Annotated in this window: 14 protein-coding genes; 4 read left to right on the plus strand and 10 right to left on the minus strand. The window is 55.3% G+C overall.

The features are described from left to right. Positions 1 to 9: 9 nt before the first annotated feature. Together ETAA8_RS04565 and ETAA8_RS04570 are read right to left on the minus strand one after the other, a co-directional pair. Positions 10 to 2154, minus strand: a complete 2145-nt coding sequence (locus ETAA8_RS04565; protein ID WP_145085530.1) for a DNA methyltransferase — start codon at positions 2152 to 2154, stop codon at positions 10 to 12. A 450-nt stretch (positions 2155 to 2604) separates the two neighbouring features. Further along, entirely contained in the window at positions 2605 to 3648 is a 1044-nt protein-coding gene (locus ETAA8_RS04570) for a DNA-methyltransferase (RefSeq protein ID WP_145085533.1), read from the minus strand. A gap of 549 nt (positions 3649 to 4197) precedes the next feature. On the opposite strand from ETAA8_RS04570, the gene ETAA8_RS04575 reads away from it, so the two are divergent. The 3 genes from ETAA8_RS04575 to ETAA8_RS04585 all read left to right on the plus strand — a co-directional run bounded on the left by ETAA8_RS04575 (position 4198) and on the right by ETAA8_RS04585 (position 5600). After that, complete coding sequence (locus ETAA8_RS04575; RefSeq protein ID WP_145085536.1) at positions 4198 to 4467, plus strand: hypothetical protein; 270 nt, start codon at positions 4198 to 4200, stop codon at positions 4465 to 4467. A 190-nt stretch (positions 4468 to 4657) separates the two neighbouring features. Beyond that, positions 4658 to 5089: a hypothetical protein gene (locus tag ETAA8_RS04580; RefSeq protein ID WP_145085539.1), complete on the plus strand. Its 432-nt coding sequence runs from the start codon at positions 4658 to 4660 to the stop codon at positions 5087 to 5089. Then, positions 5082 to 5600, plus strand: coding sequence for a hypothetical protein (locus ETAA8_RS04585; RefSeq protein WP_145085542.1), 519 nt, complete (start codon positions 5082 to 5084; stop codon positions 5598 to 5600). Before ETAA8_RS04580 ends, ETAA8_RS04585 begins: the two co-directional genes overlap by 8 nt. 451 nt (positions 5601 to 6051) lie before the next feature. On the opposite strand, the gene ETAA8_RS04590 is transcribed toward ETAA8_RS04585, so the two are convergent. From ETAA8_RS04590 to ETAA8_RS04615, 6 genes are all read right to left on the minus strand, one after another. Beyond that, positions 6052 to 6636 carry a hypothetical protein gene (locus ETAA8_RS04590; protein ID WP_145085545.1) on the minus strand — a complete coding sequence of 195 codons (585 nt, stop codon included), beginning with the start codon at positions 6634 to 6636 and terminating at the stop codon, positions 6052 to 6054. 752 nt (positions 6637 to 7388) lie between these two features. Continuing rightward, positions 7389 to 8693: a hypothetical protein gene (locus ETAA8_RS04595; RefSeq protein ID WP_145085548.1), complete on the minus strand. Its 1305-nt coding sequence runs from the start codon at positions 8691 to 8693 to the stop codon at positions 7389 to 7391. A gap of 118 nt (positions 8694 to 8811) precedes the next feature. Next, positions 8812 to 10113, minus strand: a complete 1302-nt coding sequence (locus ETAA8_RS04600) for a tyrosine-type recombinase/integrase (protein ID WP_202921558.1) — start codon at positions 10111 to 10113, stop codon at positions 8812 to 8814. A 260-nt stretch (positions 10114 to 10373) separates the two neighbouring features. Next, positions 10374 to 12539: a phage/plasmid primase, P4 family gene (locus ETAA8_RS04605; RefSeq protein WP_145085553.1), complete on the minus strand. Its 2166-nt coding sequence runs from the start codon at positions 12537 to 12539 to the stop codon at positions 10374 to 10376. Next, positions 12536 to 12799 carry a helix-turn-helix domain-containing protein gene (locus ETAA8_RS04610; protein WP_145085555.1) on the minus strand — a complete coding sequence of 88 codons (264 nt, stop codon included), beginning with the start codon at positions 12797 to 12799 and terminating at the stop codon, positions 12536 to 12538. The genes ETAA8_RS04605 and ETAA8_RS04610 overlap by 4 nt, the downstream gene beginning before the upstream one ends. Beyond that, positions 12796 to 13008, minus strand: coding sequence for a helix-turn-helix domain-containing protein (locus tag ETAA8_RS04615; RefSeq protein WP_145085557.1), 213 nt, complete (start codon positions 13006 to 13008; stop codon positions 12796 to 12798). The genes ETAA8_RS04610 and ETAA8_RS04615 overlap by 4 nt, the downstream gene beginning before the upstream one ends. 1591 nt (positions 13009 to 14599) lie before the next feature. On the opposite strand from ETAA8_RS04615, the gene ETAA8_RS04620 reads away from it, so the two are divergent. Further along, positions 14600 to 15199 (plus strand): hypothetical protein, encoded by a 600-nt coding sequence (locus ETAA8_RS04620; RefSeq protein ID WP_145085560.1) that lies wholly within the window; start codon positions 14600 to 14602, stop codon positions 15197 to 15199. Between the two features lie 1010 nt (positions 15200 to 16209). On the opposite strand, the gene ETAA8_RS34355 is transcribed toward ETAA8_RS04620, so the two are convergent. Next, a complete protein-coding gene (locus tag ETAA8_RS34355) occupies positions 16210 to 16374 on the minus strand; it encodes a hypothetical protein (RefSeq protein ID WP_202921559.1) in 165 nt (54 codons plus the stop codon). A 5-nt stretch (positions 16375 to 16379) separates the two neighbouring features. Continuing rightward, positions 16380 to 16865 (minus strand): hypothetical protein, encoded by a 486-nt coding sequence (locus ETAA8_RS04625; RefSeq protein ID WP_145085561.1) that lies wholly within the window; start codon positions 16863 to 16865, stop codon positions 16380 to 16382. Positions 16866 to 17907: the final 1042 nt, after the last annotated feature.

The raw sequence follows: 17907 nt of genomic DNA on the forward strand, positions 1-17907 counted from the left end.
TCAAATCGTTCAGGCGATCTTCGCTCCTGGCACTCGTTTCATGGCGATGTCGAGATAATCTCGATTCAGGTCGATGCCGATGCAGTGCCGGGCATTCTCGACACAGGCAACTGCAGTCGTTCCGCTGCCTACGAACGGATCGAGTACAGTTCCGCCTTCTGGGCAGCCTGCTCGAACACAATCGACGGCAACTTGCAGAGGCATCGGCGCTGGATGGTCTCCAGCGCCGGATGCCGGGCCAGCGGGCCATACAGAGCCACGGAGTTTGCCGAGAGGATGAAGCTCATATTCGGGTTTACGTGATTCAGACTTCCGGCGACGTGGCGAGGCTGAATAACCCCGTTCGCTTGTCTTGGACGAATACGCTACCCGCAGACTGTCGGTGTCGAAGTAATAGTCGGTGGTCTTCGTAAACAGATATAGGTACTCGTGTGTCCTGATCGGACGGTCTTTGCAGCCATCGACCGCCTGCTTTAGAAGGATGACCTCCGCCCGACCGATCCATCCGTCCTCTGCCAAAGCAACTGTAAGCCGGTGAGGAGCGAACATCAGGCTCTTGGGGTGAACAGGTCGATTGCGAGCCATCTGGAGGCGGGCTTCAGCGATGCCTGGGGTCCAATGTTTATCTCGACCGTGCGAGTTGAATGACCCAGTTCCGTATGCATACGGGTCGCCAACGTTGATCCAGCAGGTTCCCTTATCGTGAAGCACCCGGCGAACTTCCCGAAAGACGTTTAGCAGATTTGATACCCAATCACCGACGCTCGGTTCCAGTCCGATCTGTCCCTCGCAACCGTAATCACGAAGCAAGTAGTACGGCACACTGGTCACGCAACAGTCAATCGAGTCTGCTGGCAGGTTGCCGAGCACCTGCTTTGAGTCGCCACAGTGATACTCAACCTTAGGCCGGAAGCCATCGGGATGCGCTGCAATCCGCAACGGACGAGTGTGCGGCGGCGGAAGTGCAGGTTCAACTCCTGACGGCGGCAGGGGCGTGGCTTCTTCCTCTGGCGCAATCCAATCAATGAAAGGCTTCCCGACGTAACCACGCTCCCACACAAACCAAGCACAATAGAGCATTCCGTTGCCGTTATCAGTTCGCCCCTCGTCGAACTGCACGGCCTTCCGAAAGATGTAGAGACACTTGAGCGGAAATTCTGGATTGCTCAAGTGTTCAATTCGCTCGATTGAGGTCAGGCCGGTTAGCGGGAGCAACATCGCCACTTTGCATTTAGCAAGCGACAGCGCCCGCTCGATGAACTCGGTCTTCTTTCCCCACGGCGGGTTGGTTGCGAAGTTCGTAATCTCCCGCTCCCCAAAATTTTGGGTAACGAAGTCGACAAACGAGTGAGTCAGAAAATCCACGCCCTGAGTAATGTCAATTCCAAAGGCTTCGCAGCCAATCGCTTGAAGCCTTCCCACAATCCGTCCGTCTCCGCAGGCAGGCTCGACAGTCAGCCCGTGGAATGCCTCTCTAGCGAACAGGGAGTCAATGGCGTGAAGCGGTGTATAGTAGGCGTCGTTAGCCTTGCGGTTTGACTTGTCGCCGATGTTTGCCAATGAGCGGGCTCGGGACACTTGCAAGTCTTCGTGACACTTCGACGGAACGACGCCACGAAATTCGGCGTAGGCTTCGGAGATCGTCAACTCTCCCGATTCGACCTGGGGAATGAGATCGGGACGGGACGCCTGGATGGACTTTGCTTGCTCTACCAACCGAGGACAGCAATCGACCAGTTTTGCTGCAAATTCAGTTGCCTTGCCCTTCATGCCAGCGCATTCTTGCGCTCCCTTTTTGCCTCGGCCACTTGATTGCCGTTGTCGCTCCTTCGCCGCCACCGCCAACAAAGGCAGTGCTCGCAATGCGACAACGGCAAGTTGGCTCTTGGTCAGGTGGCGTCGATGCACATTCATGGAGATCACGTAATCGAGCGGCGAGCCCTTGCCATCCCAAGCCAAAATTTTTGGCTCGATCTCCGCCGTCAAGCAGGCGAGGTAACGGCGGCGTCCATCGAGAATCTTGCCCTCGTGAAGGATGATCGGATGGTGTTGGCCGTTCGTCTTGATGTCTGCGGCGAGCGCATCGAGTTCGAGACCTTGGGCGAGGGGGAAAATGTCGGCTGCAGCGTGAGAGTCGTACTTGTTCAGGGTCATTCAAATTGGTTCCTTGGATCGATTTCTCTGGCCTGGACTGCCCAGGTTTTCTGAATTTCTTGACACCCGTCGTAACTTGGAAAAATGGAAAGGAATCAACTTGGACCACCCAAGTTTTCTGAATTCCTACACACCCGTCGATCTTGCTCGGTAAGCTGGGCAAAAGACCGATTTCGCCGAAATCTTGACTTGCTGATCATTCGTTGCTCCCGCTGAGGCCGGATTTCTTCGCCTGGACATCCCAGGTTTTCTGATTTCCTACACGCCCGTCGGAGTTCTGGAAAAAATGGGAAGGAAGGACTTGGACCTCCCAAGTTCGACTTGCCACCAACGTGAAGAAGGCTCATGCAAAATGAGCCAAGAAGGCCGAGGCTCAGCCTTGCCGACACCGAAAAGAAGGCGGTATCGAGAGTTAGGTCGTCGCTTTCGGAGCACGACCCATTAAGAGCCCTAGACCAATGAAGACTTCGGAAGCCGCTGCCGGGCCAGGGAGAGATAATAGGGAGAGAGTTCAATCCCGATGCCGTGGCGGTAGTTCTCCACGGCGGCAATCAGACTGGTCCCGATGCCGGCGAAGGGATCGAGAACTGTGCGGTCTGGAGGGCATCCCAAGGTTACGCAGTGCCGTGCCAGTTCAATTGGCATCGGAGCCGGGTGCCCACCATCTTCGTGGCGCACAGGCGGCAAGCGCCAGACCGTGCCTTGGATCGGAGCACGGTGCCGGGCCAGTCCCCAGTTCTGCTCATCTGCAAAATCGAGTCGTAATGAATCCACGTCAAAGTAATGCGGCACATTGAGAGCGAAAACCAGCAGAGTTTCGTGTGTTGGAGAAAGCCTTCCTTCATACCGACGAGGTGCTGGGTTAGACTTTTCGACGATGATCTCGCCTCGCAGTTTCCAGCCTCGGCTGGTGAGTGCCAAAGCCAGTCGTTGCGGAACGAGCAACGACTGGCCATCACGAAACGTATCGCCGATGTTGATCCAGAGCGTGCCGGTTCGCCGCAGGGTGCGGCGAACCTCGTCGAAGACCTTCGCAAGTCTGGCGATGTACTGATCGACGCTTTGCTCCTGTCCGATCTGCTGGTCGGCGCAGACATCCATTTGCAAAAAATACGGCGGCGATGTTACGCAGCAATCCACAGAATCATCGTCCAACTTTCGCAGTTGCTGCTCGGCATCACCACAGAGCAGGGTCACTTGCGGCTGGAAGTCATCAGCGACATCGGCTCTTGGAATCTTCCTCCCTTGCCGTAGCTTTCCATCTAGCCCAACTCGCCGATTTAACTGGGGCAACGCCCCAGTTGAAATAAGCTCCCCTACTCGCCGCCCAACACGTTTGTGATCGGCCTTGATCCAAGCAGGGAGCATCGAAGCAATCGCTCGATGCGATGTTGGCGAGTGAGGGTCGAGATAAGCAGCCCGGATCGTGGCATCGATCACGGCGTCTTGCTGGTCTTTCGAGGTGAGCGGGCACTCTTCGCATTGCGGCTTCATGGATCGTCCCTGAGTTGTTTTACTGCCGCTAATGATCGCAAATATCGTTGCCTGATGCGAGTAGGATCGCTGCCTGTGTGTTCACGGAATGGCATCGTCAGATTGCTGAAAAATCAACCGATAACTGCGCTGCCGGCGTTCATTGCTCTTTTTCAAAAAATCGAGTGAAGCAAACCAAACCGACTTGGTGCAAAGCGTGGTCGGATCGAGCTAATCAGTGCAGGTTTTTTAGGCGCTAAACAGACCGCAGAGACTGATATCAGATTTCAGGGACGAGGGCGGTAGCTTCGGAGCGTGCGGTCGACTTCCTGAACCACAGTTCAGCCCCAAAACTGGCAGTGCCGCACGTCGACTAGAGCGGCGGGGCTGGTTCTATTGGCAAGGTGAATCCATGAAAGCGAGAATAGCCGTTTTGGTAGACTCCTGGGAATCTCTTTTGCCGGAACAAGTGATATCCGGTTTTCTAACTGCCATCAGTAGACTTTGACCATAGCAAGCCGTGATTGCGGTTTGTGGAATTCGATCACCCTACTTAAAGAGGTTTGACAGATGATCTGCAATATTGAGAAATGTAAAGATGCGATAGGCGATGCCGCAACGATCAAGAAGCTGGAAGACTTAAATGCTCTTGGCGAGCATTTCGGGCGCTACGTTGACAGGCGGATAGGTGAGGCGGCACGAAGGAAGGCGGGCTTAAGCCACTTGCCCGCTTTCGATCTCGCCGATAATCATGCAGTAGCCTACGCTGCCAAGGAGCAGAAATTCGACGAGTTTGTAACGCAGTTTCTAGCGTGGGCAGACAAGGAGTACGAAAACTAAATCGCTTCGTGTTTTCTTCCTAAACAGTAACGACCACAACTTATCTTAGGTTCCTTCCAGCCATCAGTAGAATTGATGCCGTGCTGGTTTGGTCCGCCTTTGAGATATGGGCGTTAGGCGGTTTTCATATTTTCCACCAAGCATGGTCGTACGTTGTAAACGTGAACCGGCGCACGTTTGGAAGTTTGTTTTGGCCCAATCCCTTGGCATCGCCAAGGGATTGGGGTTTCTGATTTGTGAGGTGATAAAGATGTCTGATGAAAATACGCTAACTGTTGAACAGGTTGCCTTACTCGAAGCGATTCCCGGTTGGATAGAGTTCTGCGAGGAAGAAGACGAACAATGCGACCACGATGACGGCGATTCGTGTCACCTTTGCGAGCGGGACAACGAAGACAAGATGGATGCCGCCCACGCCGATGTGTGGAACGCTATTTCCTGCTTTGTTGGGATTGATGCAAATAGTGAGGTTGTCGCCAAGGAACTAGGCACCGAGGAAGCCGAGGTAACCAACGCCATAAAACCGCTAAAGGAATTGGCGGCGAAGGTGGATGCTTGGCAAATTGCCGTGGCGTTGGAGGGATGGCCGAGCGGAGTAGCCGAGGAGGTGGCTGATGAGTGAACTACTCAATCCGCCGCCGCTAAAAGACCCTGCATGTCGTGCTAATCACTGCTGGCAGAATGTCGCAGGACGTATCAAACAGTTCGGCGGCGAGGCTGTCAGGGGATGGGCGGTCGCATACAAAGGCGACATTATCCACCTAGTCCCGCACGTTGTTTGGCGTTCGCCCGAGGGTACGCTATACGAGATAACGCCGATCACGATTCTGAATAGGGATGGCTCGGCGGGTGTCAGGTTCTCCGAAACAAAGCGTTTCTTAGTTGATTCCACCGTACGGCCACAAACGTCGTCACAATACTTGTACGATGGCAAAGATCGGCGTTACCTCGATGCAGTGAAGGCGTTCCGAAACGCCGAAAAGTGGATTGAGCGTGGAAGGCCACAAACGTTCCTTCACCATTTCAATCGGGGCGTGCGGAAAGTCTGTGAGGCGTGCAATATCAGTGATACTGATCTGAAAGAGGCGTACGATTCTGGCAACAAGTCGGCCTATGGAATTCTGAGTGCTTAACAAACAAAGCCCCGGCGAACTCGGCGGGGCTTTGATATTTGCACATCTTGTATGGCTGATCGAACCCAAAATTTTGGGTTTACTTCTTGAGCTTCCTGGCCTCGATTTCTCTTGCCTCTTGTCGCTCTTGAGCTTTCCGAACCGCTTCCATCGCTGACGCTCCCGTGAAGCCAATCATCACGCAGCCGCTGCAACCGCAAACCGGTAGCATGCCGATGTGCGAGAACGTGATCACTAGCCCGATGCCCATGCCTTGTTTTACCGAATTCCCGCCGTCGTCGTTGCTCAACCCTTGCCGTATTAGTTGTGAATCGAAAAACGGCTGATCAACCTAACTCCAGTGCAAGTAGCTAGCAAGGTAAAGCCCCGCCGAGTTCGGCGGGGCTTTACTGCTTCCATTTCAAAAACTCGATTTCAACCTGCGTGCCTCATGCACGAAAAACAAACCTATTCAACTCCAAGTAGTTGTGTCTCGGCGGGTCTCAATTTTGCCCTGCGGCGTGACGAATCGACTGACAACAACATAAGTACAATCTTCGCCTCTTCTTGGGCTGACGGTCTGATTGTTAATCTCCTGATCTTGGCCCGTTGCTGCGGCGAGTGCCGTCAATTGTCCAATGATGTCTTTGCCTTCGGCGATGATCTTCGCCCGCTGGGTTTCAATTTCCGCCAAGTGTTTTGCGATGCTCTGGTAATGATCCTTTCGTTGCTTGGCATCGGCTAAGAGAATCGCCAGCGTGTCGCCATCTAAGCCACATTCCCCCGCTTCGAGCCGTGCGACTAGGCTGGCAATGGTTGCGCCGTATGCCTTGCTATTTGTGGCGGCATCAATTCCCCAGCAATGCCATTCGTCAGCCTTACCGCTCGGAGGCTTGACGAAATAGCACAAGTGGCCAAACCAGTTATTGCGGCGTGTCAGTTTGTAGCCTTTGTGATCTTTGGGTTGTGATCGGCGGGCCAAGGTTATCCGGCGCTCGGCGGCTCGCTTCGCTTTATCCTCTTCCGCCCATCGTTTCGGGTCAGCGTAAATTGTCATTGTCTTGACCTCACTCAAGAAAGCAAAAGACCCGCCGCAACAATCCCTGATTGTGAGGTCGGGGGCCAAATAAATTGCGGCGGGGCGGATCATTTCGTTGTACTGACCTCACGCCCTCTATTTTACCAACTGAAGAATAGTCGTCAATTTATGTTCTAAAAAATCCTTAGGAGGTATGCCTTATATGATCGTTTATATATGGCAATTGCTTCCCCAAAATTTTGGCTCATCCAGTTGTTGTATGGCTATTAGGCTGGCGGCTCTTTTGTTCCTAAATCCGCCGCCCTCGAAACGGTATTAGACTTTCCGCCGCCATCAGTAGAATTGATGTCGTGCTGATTTGGCCCGCCGTCCTAATGCGGCGTCAGGCGGTTTTTCAAATTGTCCGCCAAACATGGGCGAACGTTCTGTACGTGAACCGGCACAAGTTTGGAAGTTTGTTTCGGCCCACTCCCTTGGCATTGCCAAGGGAGTGGCTTTTTATACGTGAGGGTGTGGCATGACGCCAAGATCGGCGTCATAGTCGAAACAACTGGCCTTAGACTTTAGGATGTAAACGTTAAAGTCGAGTGAATGTGCGTTGCCGAGAAAGTCCGTCAATCCCTTGCCATCAAAGGCAAGATGAACCTTGATTCAATCTGGGTTCGGATTCAGGCGGGCGAAGCAACGAGAGATGAACTCGATTGGTTCAAGCGGCTTTGTGAAGAATACAAAGCCGAACAAATGGCCGTCCAAGTACCTCACAAGCCACGCTAGGACGCCTTTTTCTTCTTTCCGAGAATTAACACCCGTAAGGCGTTCACCGCCGTATCTAGTTCGGGTTGCGTCGGGTCAATGTAGTGCTTCAAAACTACGCCCGAGGGGACATCGGCCAAAAACTTTACTTGCAGACTGAGTTGGTTCGTTTGGATTGCGCCGGAGGGGTTGAGCAGGTTCGCAGCCGAACCCCGAATAAACTTGGCGGCGTGCGGCTGCGGATTGGTGGCGATAAAATCCCGCCAAAGCCCAGTGAAATTGTCATCTCGTTTTCGGCGGTCGTTCTCGTTTAGTTCGTCGTCCAAGACCCACGGCTTGCCGTTCTCTTGTACGAACAACAAATCATCGCCCTTGCCCTTCGTTCGGAATTGCTCGATGAGTTCAATAGTTTCGGGCCAAAGTTTGTGGGAGACCTTCGGAGCGTTGGGCGTCGTGTTGATCGTCTTCCCACGTTTGCGGGTGATGTAGCCGTCCTTGTACATGGCGTGAGTGATTGAACTGACATCTTTTTGCCGCATGCCGCAATTTGCAAAAAGGAAAACAAACAACTTCAAATGACCGTCAGCCTTGGTTAACAGCGCCCGAAGTTCGTTTGCGGAGAAGTGTTTTTGCTCACGGTCGACCACCCGTACTTTCAGGCTATCCAAGTTGCGAAGTTCCTCTTTGATCGCTCGATTCTGCCAAAGGAAGTTGACGAACGTTTTCACGTCCCGCACCGTGTCCCGAGTGAAGTAATCGGAATGCCCTGCCTTCATTATCGAAGAATAGAACTTACGGTAGTTTTCCTCGGTCACCGCTGCCACTGGCGCACCATCGCCGAGGCTTGCGCAGAAACGATCAACTGAACGCTTCAAGTTGTCGTATCGGCCTGACCGTCGCTGGCCGTCGCTCTTCTTCAAATCGAGAAACTCTTTTTGCCAATGGGCGATCCCCTTGTTGCTGGCAACTTTGGGAATCGCTGGCAGGACTTCCCAGAGATTTTTGGCCTCGGGGGCTTCGAGCGACACCCCGAGAGTAGCGGCAACGTTTTTGAATTGCTCGGCCTTGGCCATCAGTTCAAAAGCGCCAACAGGAAGTTCAACCGCTCGGATGGCGTTTGTTTCCCACCATGCATTGGCAGCCGCCCAAGAGTCTTCTTTTGTCCACTGCGCTTCAGGCAAGCCGAGCCAACCGGTATTCGGCTTATCTTCGCCCAGCATTTTCGGACGGCAAAGCAACCGCCAACGAACACCACGAACCATGCGAGTCCAGCGATAGGCGGGCGCACCTTCAAACGTTCCGGGGGTCTTCTTTCGGGGCATCTTTTAGCATCCCGCTTTGGGTAAAAATTTGGGTAAATCGGGAAGGCTAAACGGAAATTTACCCAAAGGCATATCGCTAAACAAGCGAACTACGCATATTTTAAAGAGACAATCACTCTTACACAGTGGATGTCGTGGGTTCGAGTCCCCCACCGCCCATTAGAGGGGTTTTGCCTAAGTGAGCCAGAGTGCGACTTGGTGCGAAATCTTCCTTGTTTTTCGATGCTTCTGCCGACCGGGATGCCCTGGCTGGCGTGCTCAGTCCGGGGTTGTCGCATCCTGGTTGCACCGGATTTTGCAGCGCGCTATCAAGTGGCGTTGCTGCTGCCTTCTCAAAGTCGGTGTCCGTTGTCTGCCAGTAATGCTTTTGAGCAATCAGTGTGCTGTGCCCCAGCCACTCGGCGGCGACATGCCCCGGAAACTGACCGGCTAACTCTGTTGCTCGGGTTGCGCGAAGATTTGCGAACAGTTTCGGCCACGGTTTGAGGCCCGCGCGGGCGATGATCTTGAGAAGCGTCGTTCGCCAGTTCACCCCCGGCTCGCGTGATTTGGTGATAACGAATTCCGTGCCCGGTGCCGCTTGATCAAACATGCGTTCCAGAAGCACCCGAAGCTCCGGGAACAACGGAATGACACGGCTTGCGCCGCCAGCGTGATGTTCGGTTTTAGGCGAGTGAACGGTGATGCGGTTGCGCGCCCAGTCAATGTCACCCCACCGCAGGCCTAGGTGTTCGCTCGGGCAGCGCAGGCCGCCGAATCGACTGAGAGCAAAGATCATTTGCCATTCATCGCTGTTGCAGGCATCCAGCACCTTCTGAGCATCGGCGCGGGTGATGAAGTAGTCTTTCGAGTCATTCACTTGATCGCCAGATTTTAGATCTGCAAACGGGCTTTCCTCGACCAGTCGCTTCCTTACAGCCCATCGAAAAAATTGCTTTGCGATGCCGGCACGACGGCGGGCTGTGCTGAGCGATAGCTTCTGGTTTTGCTCGAGCCAGATTCGCCACGCTTCGGCATCGGCTGGCGTTACATCGCGCAGTGGCTTGCTATTGCCCAAAAACTCTCGCAAGCAGCGCATTGTGTGGCCGTAGACAATTTTCGTCGCGCGTTTAACATCCGGCCGGGCCTTGTCGTACAGGTCCAGCAACTCGCCCACGGTAACCGCCTCGCGCTCGGCAACTAGTCCGACGGCAACTAGTTTGTCGCGCAAGATCCCATCGATTTCATTCAGCCAACGGGCAGTACCATCGTCGATTGCATGGCCCGTGATTGCCGCGGCGGCGAGAATCTCTACTCGGAACTTCACCGACTTAGCCATGGCTAATGGCACCGGGCCCAGGCGGATCGTCTTGCGACGCCGATTGGCTGCTTTGAACTGAATCGTCTTGTTGCCATTCTTGTCGGTAGCGAGAGATGCCATTCGTATACCTTTCAAAAAACTGAGTTCGTCGGTCGGAATCATACGGGGCGATGCAAGGGCTAGCAAGACTTCGCATTTCGTTTTTGCGATTCCCCTGTGCCCATTGAAGCCATCGGTTTGGAATTAAGGGAGGAAGGCCGGTCCGGGGTGGTCACCCTGACCCACCATTGCGGGTTGAATGGCAGCATGAATTGGCGAGTTAAACACCTTTTTTACGCATGCAGTTTCAGGTCACCCTGACCACCCCTGACCACCCAGGACTAGAAGCCCTCTAGTGAAAGCAATCGCACCCCGACATAGGTGTGCCACCGTTTGTCGCCTTCTCTGCGGCGAACGGGACGGACCGCTGGGCAAGCGGCATAAAGGTCGCGAGCGAACGTGGCATCGTTCACTGCCTTGCTGTTGTTCGCCAGCATCCAGGCGACGTAAGCGGCGTAGAGGCTCTTCGTCGGCTCTTCCACAAGGGGCGATAGTTCGCACCGTTCCCGCACAAAATGTCCAACGGGCGAAGTGAGGTCTTCCATCTGTTCTCGCATTTGGTCACCAGCCGCGGGCTGCAGGAGATACCCGCGCTCCCTGAGCCGCCGCCAGCCTCGGATTGCCCACAGCATAATTCCCGCGCGCTCTTCCAAAAGCTTTTCGGTAAGCTTTCGATCCTCGGCTCCGTAGAACGACTTGGTCATCCGCAGGATGATCAATCGACCTGCTAAAGCACCCGACGAATCGCCGAGCCGCGGGAGTTCGTTTGTCAATATCATCAACCGTGTCAATAGCTTAGTTGAGTTGACCGGGGGCAAATGCTTGCGATCAACGTCGATCCCATCTTCGCCGCTGATCGACAACAACCGTTCGGTTACCACGGCCGAATCCGTCCTGCCGCTCAATCGCGCGTCGCTGATGATGGCAACAGTTTTGTGAAGTAAGGACTGCAAACCGAAATTGGTTCCTAGCCCGCTCATCGTCGGGCCGCAACAGTTGTACTCACCGACGACGGATCGCAGTACCCGCGCGAGCGTACCTTTGCCGCTACGCTTCGGGCCGAGAATGAGTAGAATTTTCTGGAACGATGTATCTGGGGTAAGGCAAAGACCGAACCATTCCTGCAGCATGTCGACGCTCTCTTGGTCGTCTTCCCAAAGTTGAGCCATGAATTGCAACCAGTGCTCCGGACTGGGCGCGTTCGGATCGAATTCAAAGTCAATCGCAGCCGGGCTGAAGAACAACGGTGTTGCCGGTATTGAGTAAAGAATCGGCTCATTGGGATTGTTCAACACTGTTGCGAACGATGGCAAATGCACAATTGCGTTTTTTGTCGCCAGCAGGTCACGCGGTTCCCACGCCTCGCAGCCGTTCGGTTGTTCCAGCCAGCAAGGGGGACTATAGCTGACCGGTAAGATTGCTTGCGCTTTTACTTGGTCAAGCACATTGTTGGTGATTCCAGTCGACAGATGGTTAAAGTCCTGATTGATTTGGTTCACCAAGCGCGCCCGTACCTCACACGGCGGGATCTCCACATAGCGGCCAGCAGTCCAAAGGACAAACCCACCCCGATGGAAGCGAACTCGATAGACTCCATCCTGTTCGCCGGTTTCCAGGAATTGTTTTGCTACTATTGCGGGGTCCAACTTGCTCGCAGTTAACTTTTCGCTATCCGGCGCAACCGGCAATGGTTCAATCGCATCGTCGATCAACTGCCGGAGTCGCCGTTTGCCATCGTCGCCGGCTGCAACCAGTAGGTCGTCCAGTCCTTGCTTAGCGCCTTCAATACCGTGAGGAATGCGTAGGCAACGAACGATAGCCCCTTGAGCGGCAAGTGCTGCGGCTAATCGAGACTCAGCATTCTGCACTCCCTCTTTTTCTTCGAGGTCGCTGTCAAACGCGATGAAGACCTTTCGGCCATGCCAAGCGATCTCGGCCAATTCCGGCAGCAAACATTCTTGTTTCGCATGTTTCCAACCATAGACTCCCACTAGGCCTAGACAAGGAAAGCCTTCTTGGGTTGCCTTGGCAGATTTCTTTTCGCCTTCGGTGAACAGCAATTCCTGGCGAACGTCCTGCAGATAATCTGCAACGCCGGGGGGAAGATAAACTTGGTTCGGCTCGCCGCGAGGTGATTCGTACTTAATCTTTTTTTCGTTCCGATCGACGCGCGGATTGTCCGGCTTCACGCGGGAGTAGCCATTACTGCCGTCGGCACGAGCGAAGGGGAAAACGATGGCCGGTACCAGCTTCTTCACCCACCGTTCGTCAAGTTTCAAAATTCGGCCGAGCTTCGCCGGCGTCCACTCGGAATAGATGCCAGCTGCTTTTATAGTTTCGGCAGACAGGCCACTTCCTTCCATGAGTTCCCGCTCATGGTGCGGCATCAGTCCCTTGCCATCAGCTACTTGAGTGCTGGCGGTGGCAGGAGAGCGCGGGGCGGTCATTTGGCACCGCCTTGCGCTGTCGTAACGCGTTGACCAGGCCGCGGGCAGCCGGCGGCAATCCAAGCGCGTAGTTCGTTCGGGCAGTAGCGGGTCAAACGGCCGATGCGCCGGCACGGGATTGCCCCCTCGGCAACCAATCGATTGATGGTTCGGATCGAGATGCCAAGCAAATCGCCGGCGTCCAGGCCGTCGATCAACAATGGCTCTGGCTTCGTCGGCTCGGGCAGTTGCTGCCGCGGTGGAAGCAGGTGTCGGTTCACTTCGCCACCTCTTCACGCTGGGCAATCCAGGCTTGAAGTGCCGTTGGGGAGTACAGTACCCGTCGCCCAACTCGCACGAACGGAATCTGGCCCGAGTTGGTCAACGTCCAGAGTGTGCGGGAAGAAATGCTCAGCCGTCTGGCAGTTGCACGAGCGTCGAGTAGGAGCCGGTCGTTAAAGGTGATCGGGACCGACTGAGAAGTAGACATTTTCTAACCTCACTGCGATTTTATGTTCCAAAACATGCCAGATGCTCGGTCGCAGTATTTCGTTTGGCGCGCACGCGCACGGATTTCGCTGATTTTCGTGCGCGCTTCTGCAAGGAATTGAACGGCAACGTGCCGATCGGAATTGGGTTGCAAGAAAACGGCGTACGAAATTAAATGCCGCTTGACACAATTCCGATGCAGTGCGGAAGCGCACAAATTGCACTCGCGCCGAACTTAGCACTTTCCGACTATTTGCTTGGGAAGCTCAACGTTTGAAGGCCGGCATGAAGCACCTTGCGCCGTCCCTTCTACTGGAAATCTCGCAAAAGCAGGTTTATCAAAGTCAAGCAACCAGGTCGGTTCACGCCGAAATGTACTGCACCGCCAGGACGAGCAAACGGCGCCCAAGAAGTGGGCTGAGTTGGCGGCGGTCGATCGACCCGAGGCGCCGACTGCCCAGATGTTTGCCTTTGCCGAGGCGTTGCTCCGCTGGGGCCGTCTCTAATGTCACGCCCAAGACTTACCGCGATTGCCAGGACTTCATTGTGTCCTTCTGCAAAATGCATCGCCACTCCGTCGTTCGCGATCTGAAGCCGTTTCCCTTGACTCGCTGGCATGCGACAGCGGATGGAATCCCTGGTCCATTTCTCTCCAAGGCTGTTAAGAAAAAGCGGTCCCTTGATTCGCAGGGGAAGTGCGATGCGCGTGAGGGTCTGGCTGGTCGGCTTCACTTACTTCTGCGGCCACGCGGAGTCGCTCTGACGTCCCGCACCTTCGCCAACGGCAAACATCACGCCCCGGTATAAATCGCTGCAAAATCACCTCGGGAATCTCCATCCTGGGGCTTCCGTTTCATGGCTAGACACAATGTCTGCTGCGGTGGCAAAAAAACTAGCAGCCTAAGCGGTTGCTACGGAAGCATTTGCGCGCTGGCTCAAGAGATTTCGTGCGCAGACGGAGATTTTTGTCGCCAGAGAGCCCCGCGAAGTCCACTTATGGATTGAAGCCACACGACTACGCGAACTGCATGTCGCAGTTGGGTAGCAGTGGCAAAACCAAACAGGAGTCTTTCTATGTACAAGGTTGTTGTTGAGGTATCCCCTCGCGATTACCACGAGGTCGCCGCCGAGCTGGCAGTACCTGATTACGGGGGGGCGTGGATTGTCGCCTCGTGTAATTCAGTTGCCCAGACCGAATCGTCATCCGACACCTTCGGAATGGCATTCAAAGTCGTGTTGGCATTCGACTGCATCGCAAGCGAGTGCCTCCAGGCGTGGGTTGTGGGGGAACCTTGGTTTCTTGCAATCGACACGTCAGGAAATCAGGTGGCCCGCAGCGAATGCCGAGCATCGCGTCAGGGAACCAGCTCGTCTGGTTTCATTCTCCCTCTCGCGCCAAACGATTGGGTTACGTGCTTACCTCCAGCGGAGGCAATCGCGGCCTAGTCACACACCAAACCCAGAAGATCCCTCGCGGCCACGCTTTTTTCCAGACGGGAAGACGCAGTGGTAGTGCTGAACATTCAGTCATTGTGGCCCGAGTCTAAGCTATCCACTGCGACTTCTCCGTCTCGAAGAGACGAAGAAGCAGAATGAAGGATTTGCAAGCTAATAAGTTTCAGCGGACGCTGAAACGCCTTGTGAGAAACGCAATTGGAGGACGGTTCCTCCCGCAAGGTGCAACCGAAGATGAGATTTCGCAACAAGCATGTTTGCTGCTTGTGCTCCTCTTGGGGGTGGAAAAATGTGAACAACTCATTGATCAAGAGAGCCTTGCAGCCGAAGACATCCGGATGATGACTTTGGCCGCAAAGCGAGCGGCAGGTAACGCTATGTGGGCCACCCAGAAGCGTAACCAGCGGAGCAAGCAGCGCAAGTTGGCAGAACTCAAGCAGTGGTTTCCGGAAGCTTCCGCGGCTGAACTTCAGGTTCGTCTGGGTAAGCTTGCCGAATTCGATCGCTTGAGCCTAGCGGAAGAGCAACCCGCTCGACCGGAATTAAACGTCGAAGTTGTCGCCGACCTTCGAGATGCTTTTTTTCACATGTCATCGATTGAGCGTCGCTTGATCGACTTGCTGCGGAAACGCATTTCCAGAACAGCGATCCGAAAGCGACTTCAAGTTACGAGAGAGGAGCTGGTAGTGCTCATCGATTCGCTCGAACAAAAGTTGCTAAGCATCATTAAACCATGAGAGCAGCATGAAAACCAAAAAGATCGTTAGTGGCCATGGGGGGAAGGACGATGCCAAGCAACTGCTTGCCATTCGTTCCTTCTTAGGCCTACTAACACCCCGACAAATTGCTGAGACAAAGCTCCGCACTGTCTCAGACCCCGAATTGGGAGCGATGCTTAACGCTCTCGAAACGGGGTGGAAACTAGGTTCCGTGCTTCGCTCGGAACCGGCCAGCCCTCGTGAGTAGTCAACAGGTTCGCCTCCGCCCGCAATGATGCGGCGGGGGGCGGAACTTGTCGTCGCTCGATAGGGAACCAGTAGACGCTCGGTACCAATACCGAGACCCAACATCATCGAGCGACGCTGCTAACGCTGCGTCGCTTTTTTCATGTGCCGTCCGCTCCCGCTGACTCATCGCCGCAGCAGATTGATCGTCGGCACTTCCCAGCGTTGATAATCGGTCGGCGGATCTGCGCCCTGGCCGACGATATCCAGTTTCAACACGTGCGTTCGTTTCCCCTGCGATAGCAGCGACCCATCGCCCGATGGTGTCGTATATTCGAAGTTGAATGCGAAGAACCCACCGAGACGGTTCCGGCTTTGCAGCGGAGTCAATCGTCCAGCCGCGACCGTATTGTAAGGTGTCGAAGATCACCTCCGTCTTGTCGAGCGTGATGCTACTGACGACATTCACCGGATCCGTCAGATCGTAGACATGGTGCTTGATGGCGCTGATGTCCGCCTGCTGAAGCGCTACCGCATCGCAATCTTCCAACCTAGCCATCAATTTGACTCTGCCACTTCGAAGACAGCCGGAAGCTGAATAACCTTCACGGATTTCTCCTTCGACGGCTCGAGCACCAGTGATCAAACCAACCGCCGCTGCGACACCAGGAGCGATATGCGCGACGGCGACGGACCCCGGCATTTAGTAACCCACCGCAGTAACGCGAATCGTGGTGGCAATCGACACGAAGAAGGTCACGGTTGACGGCAGACTCGCGTTGCCGGGACCAACCGCAACAGCTTCAGGACTTCGAGCGACCGGGCGGGGCGCTGAGATTGGCTTTGAGTGGCATCGAACCGTTGTCGATCGCCGCTTTGAAGCTGTCGAACTCGTCGAGATCGAGGGGGCCGCCATCGACCACGACACCCCGCGGCACTTTGTCCGCCGGCCGGTTGTGGCAATTCAAGCACGTCAGAGCGCCGAGCTGGAATGCACCTTTACAAGCGCGGGGCACGCCCTGCGGTTCATCCAGATGCGTGACATCGTTGTTCCGTCCTCGCGCACGGTGACTTTGAGTGATCGCGTCTGCGCCCCACAGGCGTCCGGCCTTACCGCCCGGCAGGCGGCTTCCACAGCCCGACCTTGGGCGTCGATGGTTGCCGCCTGCAGCATCTCGCCATCGAGACCGTGGGCGGAGGATGTGAACTCGCTGGAAACTTCCAACGCCCGCCGCGCGTTGTCGAGATACAACGCCGAGTTAGGCGCGTAGTACTCGAGTGCTCGCGCCAGTCCATAAACGGTCGGAGCCTTCGGCGCGAGATCGCCGGCCGGAGCAATTTTGTTGAAGATAAAGTTCTGAACCGCCCGCTCGGGAACGACCGGCGTGGCGCCTGTAACAACGGGGCAGCGAGGTCGCTTCGGTGGGGGTGATCGTCTGCAGGTTTTCCATTTCAGCAATGATCGGTTCCGCAGTCACGCGAAACCGCTTAATGCCCCTACGCGGCGCGGACCTGCTTGCTGTTGCATGCGCAGCATTTGTGCCTCGGCCGACAGTACCGGAGCGAGCGCCGGGTTCTCCGCCCAACTCCGCAAGTGCCGCGAGTCCTTCCTCTTTTCCCAAGCCCAAGTCGTCGAACTCGCGGACATTCCGCGCGGCATTCAAACACACATTCACAACGTTCGCTTCTTGTTCGCGCGCGAGCCGTTTGCAGCTCCCAGTGCTTCCGTCCCCCTTCAGCCGCGCGTCGAAGAGGCGGGCGACGGTAGGTCAAACGATCGGTCTGCACTTCGGTCGCCTGGGCGCCGGCCCAGTTTCCCCAAGTGTCTTTTCGCCCGGCGACGCCATGCTTGCGCGCGAGATCGCTGCCCATCGGTTGGTTCCGATCGGAGATCTCCCGGCCGACGGAGCATACCGCATTTTGGCGACAGGATCGCTTGCGGGGGCAGCGCAGGAGCCTGCGCCCAGCGAGGGAAGCGTGAGTGGGTCGACTTAATAACCGGCCATGCAGCAGCCCTTCGCCCCGATTAAAGGTGCGCGGGGGTCGCGCTCGACGCGCCCTTTTCGTCACTCCAGACCAAAGAAGGACGGGCGGATGCGGGTGCGCGCGGAGCAAACAGCGAAAGCAGAGTCCGCATTATCGATTTGTTTGCCGGAAAGTTGCAAACGAAATCAACTTTGCGTACTCTGCCTATTGGCCTCTGGCTGCGGGAACCGATATGATTCCCACAGAGGCGGCACGATTCTGACAGTTGTCCCTGATCAACGTCGCTGAGCGGAACTTAGTGGCTTGCGGCCATGACCAGGTGAACAACGGCCAGCGCTAGGTATAGCCCGGCGATTCCCGCATGGAATGGGTCCATTGTCTCCTCCTTTCTTGGTAAGGGGTGGCGGTGGAACAACAGGCTCGGCGAGGCTGCAACCTTGCCGGGCCGTTTTCGTTTTCTCGCGAAGACAAACCCTCTAATAAACAGGTGGACATGGACCGGTTGTTCCGTCCAT

Source organism: Anatilimnocola aggregata, from assembly GCF_007747655.1.
GTDB classification, from domain to species: domain Bacteria; phylum Planctomycetota; class Planctomycetia; order Pirellulales; family Pirellulaceae; genus Anatilimnocola; species Anatilimnocola aggregata.

Coding starts and splice junctions, on each gene's coding strand:
- ETAA8_RS04565 (WP_145085530.1), bottom strand. CDS start 2,154: ATGACCCTGAACAAGTACGACTCTCACGCTGCAGCCGACATTTTCCCC.
- ETAA8_RS04570 (WP_145085533.1), bottom strand. CDS start 3,648: ATGAAGCCGCAATGCGAAGAGTGCCCGCTCACCTCGAAAGACCAGCAA.
- ETAA8_RS04575 (WP_145085536.1), top strand. CDS start 4,198: ATGATCTGCAATATTGAGAAATGTAAAGATGCGATAGGCGATGCCGCA.
- ETAA8_RS04585 (WP_145085542.1), top strand. CDS start 5,082: ATGAGTGAACTACTCAATCCGCCGCCGCTAAAAGACCCTGCATGTCGT.
- ETAA8_RS04590 (WP_145085545.1), bottom strand. CDS start 6,636: ATGACAATTTACGCTGACCCGAAACGATGGGCGGAAGAGGATAAAGCG.
- ETAA8_RS04595 (WP_145085548.1), bottom strand. CDS start 8,693: ATGCCCCGAAAGAAGACCCCCGGAACGTTTGAAGGTGCGCCCGCCTAT.
- ETAA8_RS04600 (WP_202921558.1), bottom strand. CDS start 10,113: ATGGCATCTCTCGCTACCGACAAGAATGGCAACAAGACGATTCAGTTC.
- ETAA8_RS04605 (WP_145085553.1), bottom strand. CDS start 12,539: ATGACCGCCCCGCGCTCTCCTGCCACCGCCAGCACTCAAGTAGCTGAT.
- ETAA8_RS04615 (WP_145085557.1), bottom strand. CDS start 13,008: ATGTCTACTTCTCAGTCGGTCCCGATCACCTTTAACGACCGGCTCCTA.
- ETAA8_RS04620 (WP_145085560.1), top strand. CDS start 14,600: ATGAAGGATTTGCAAGCTAATAAGTTTCAGCGGACGCTGAAACGCCTT.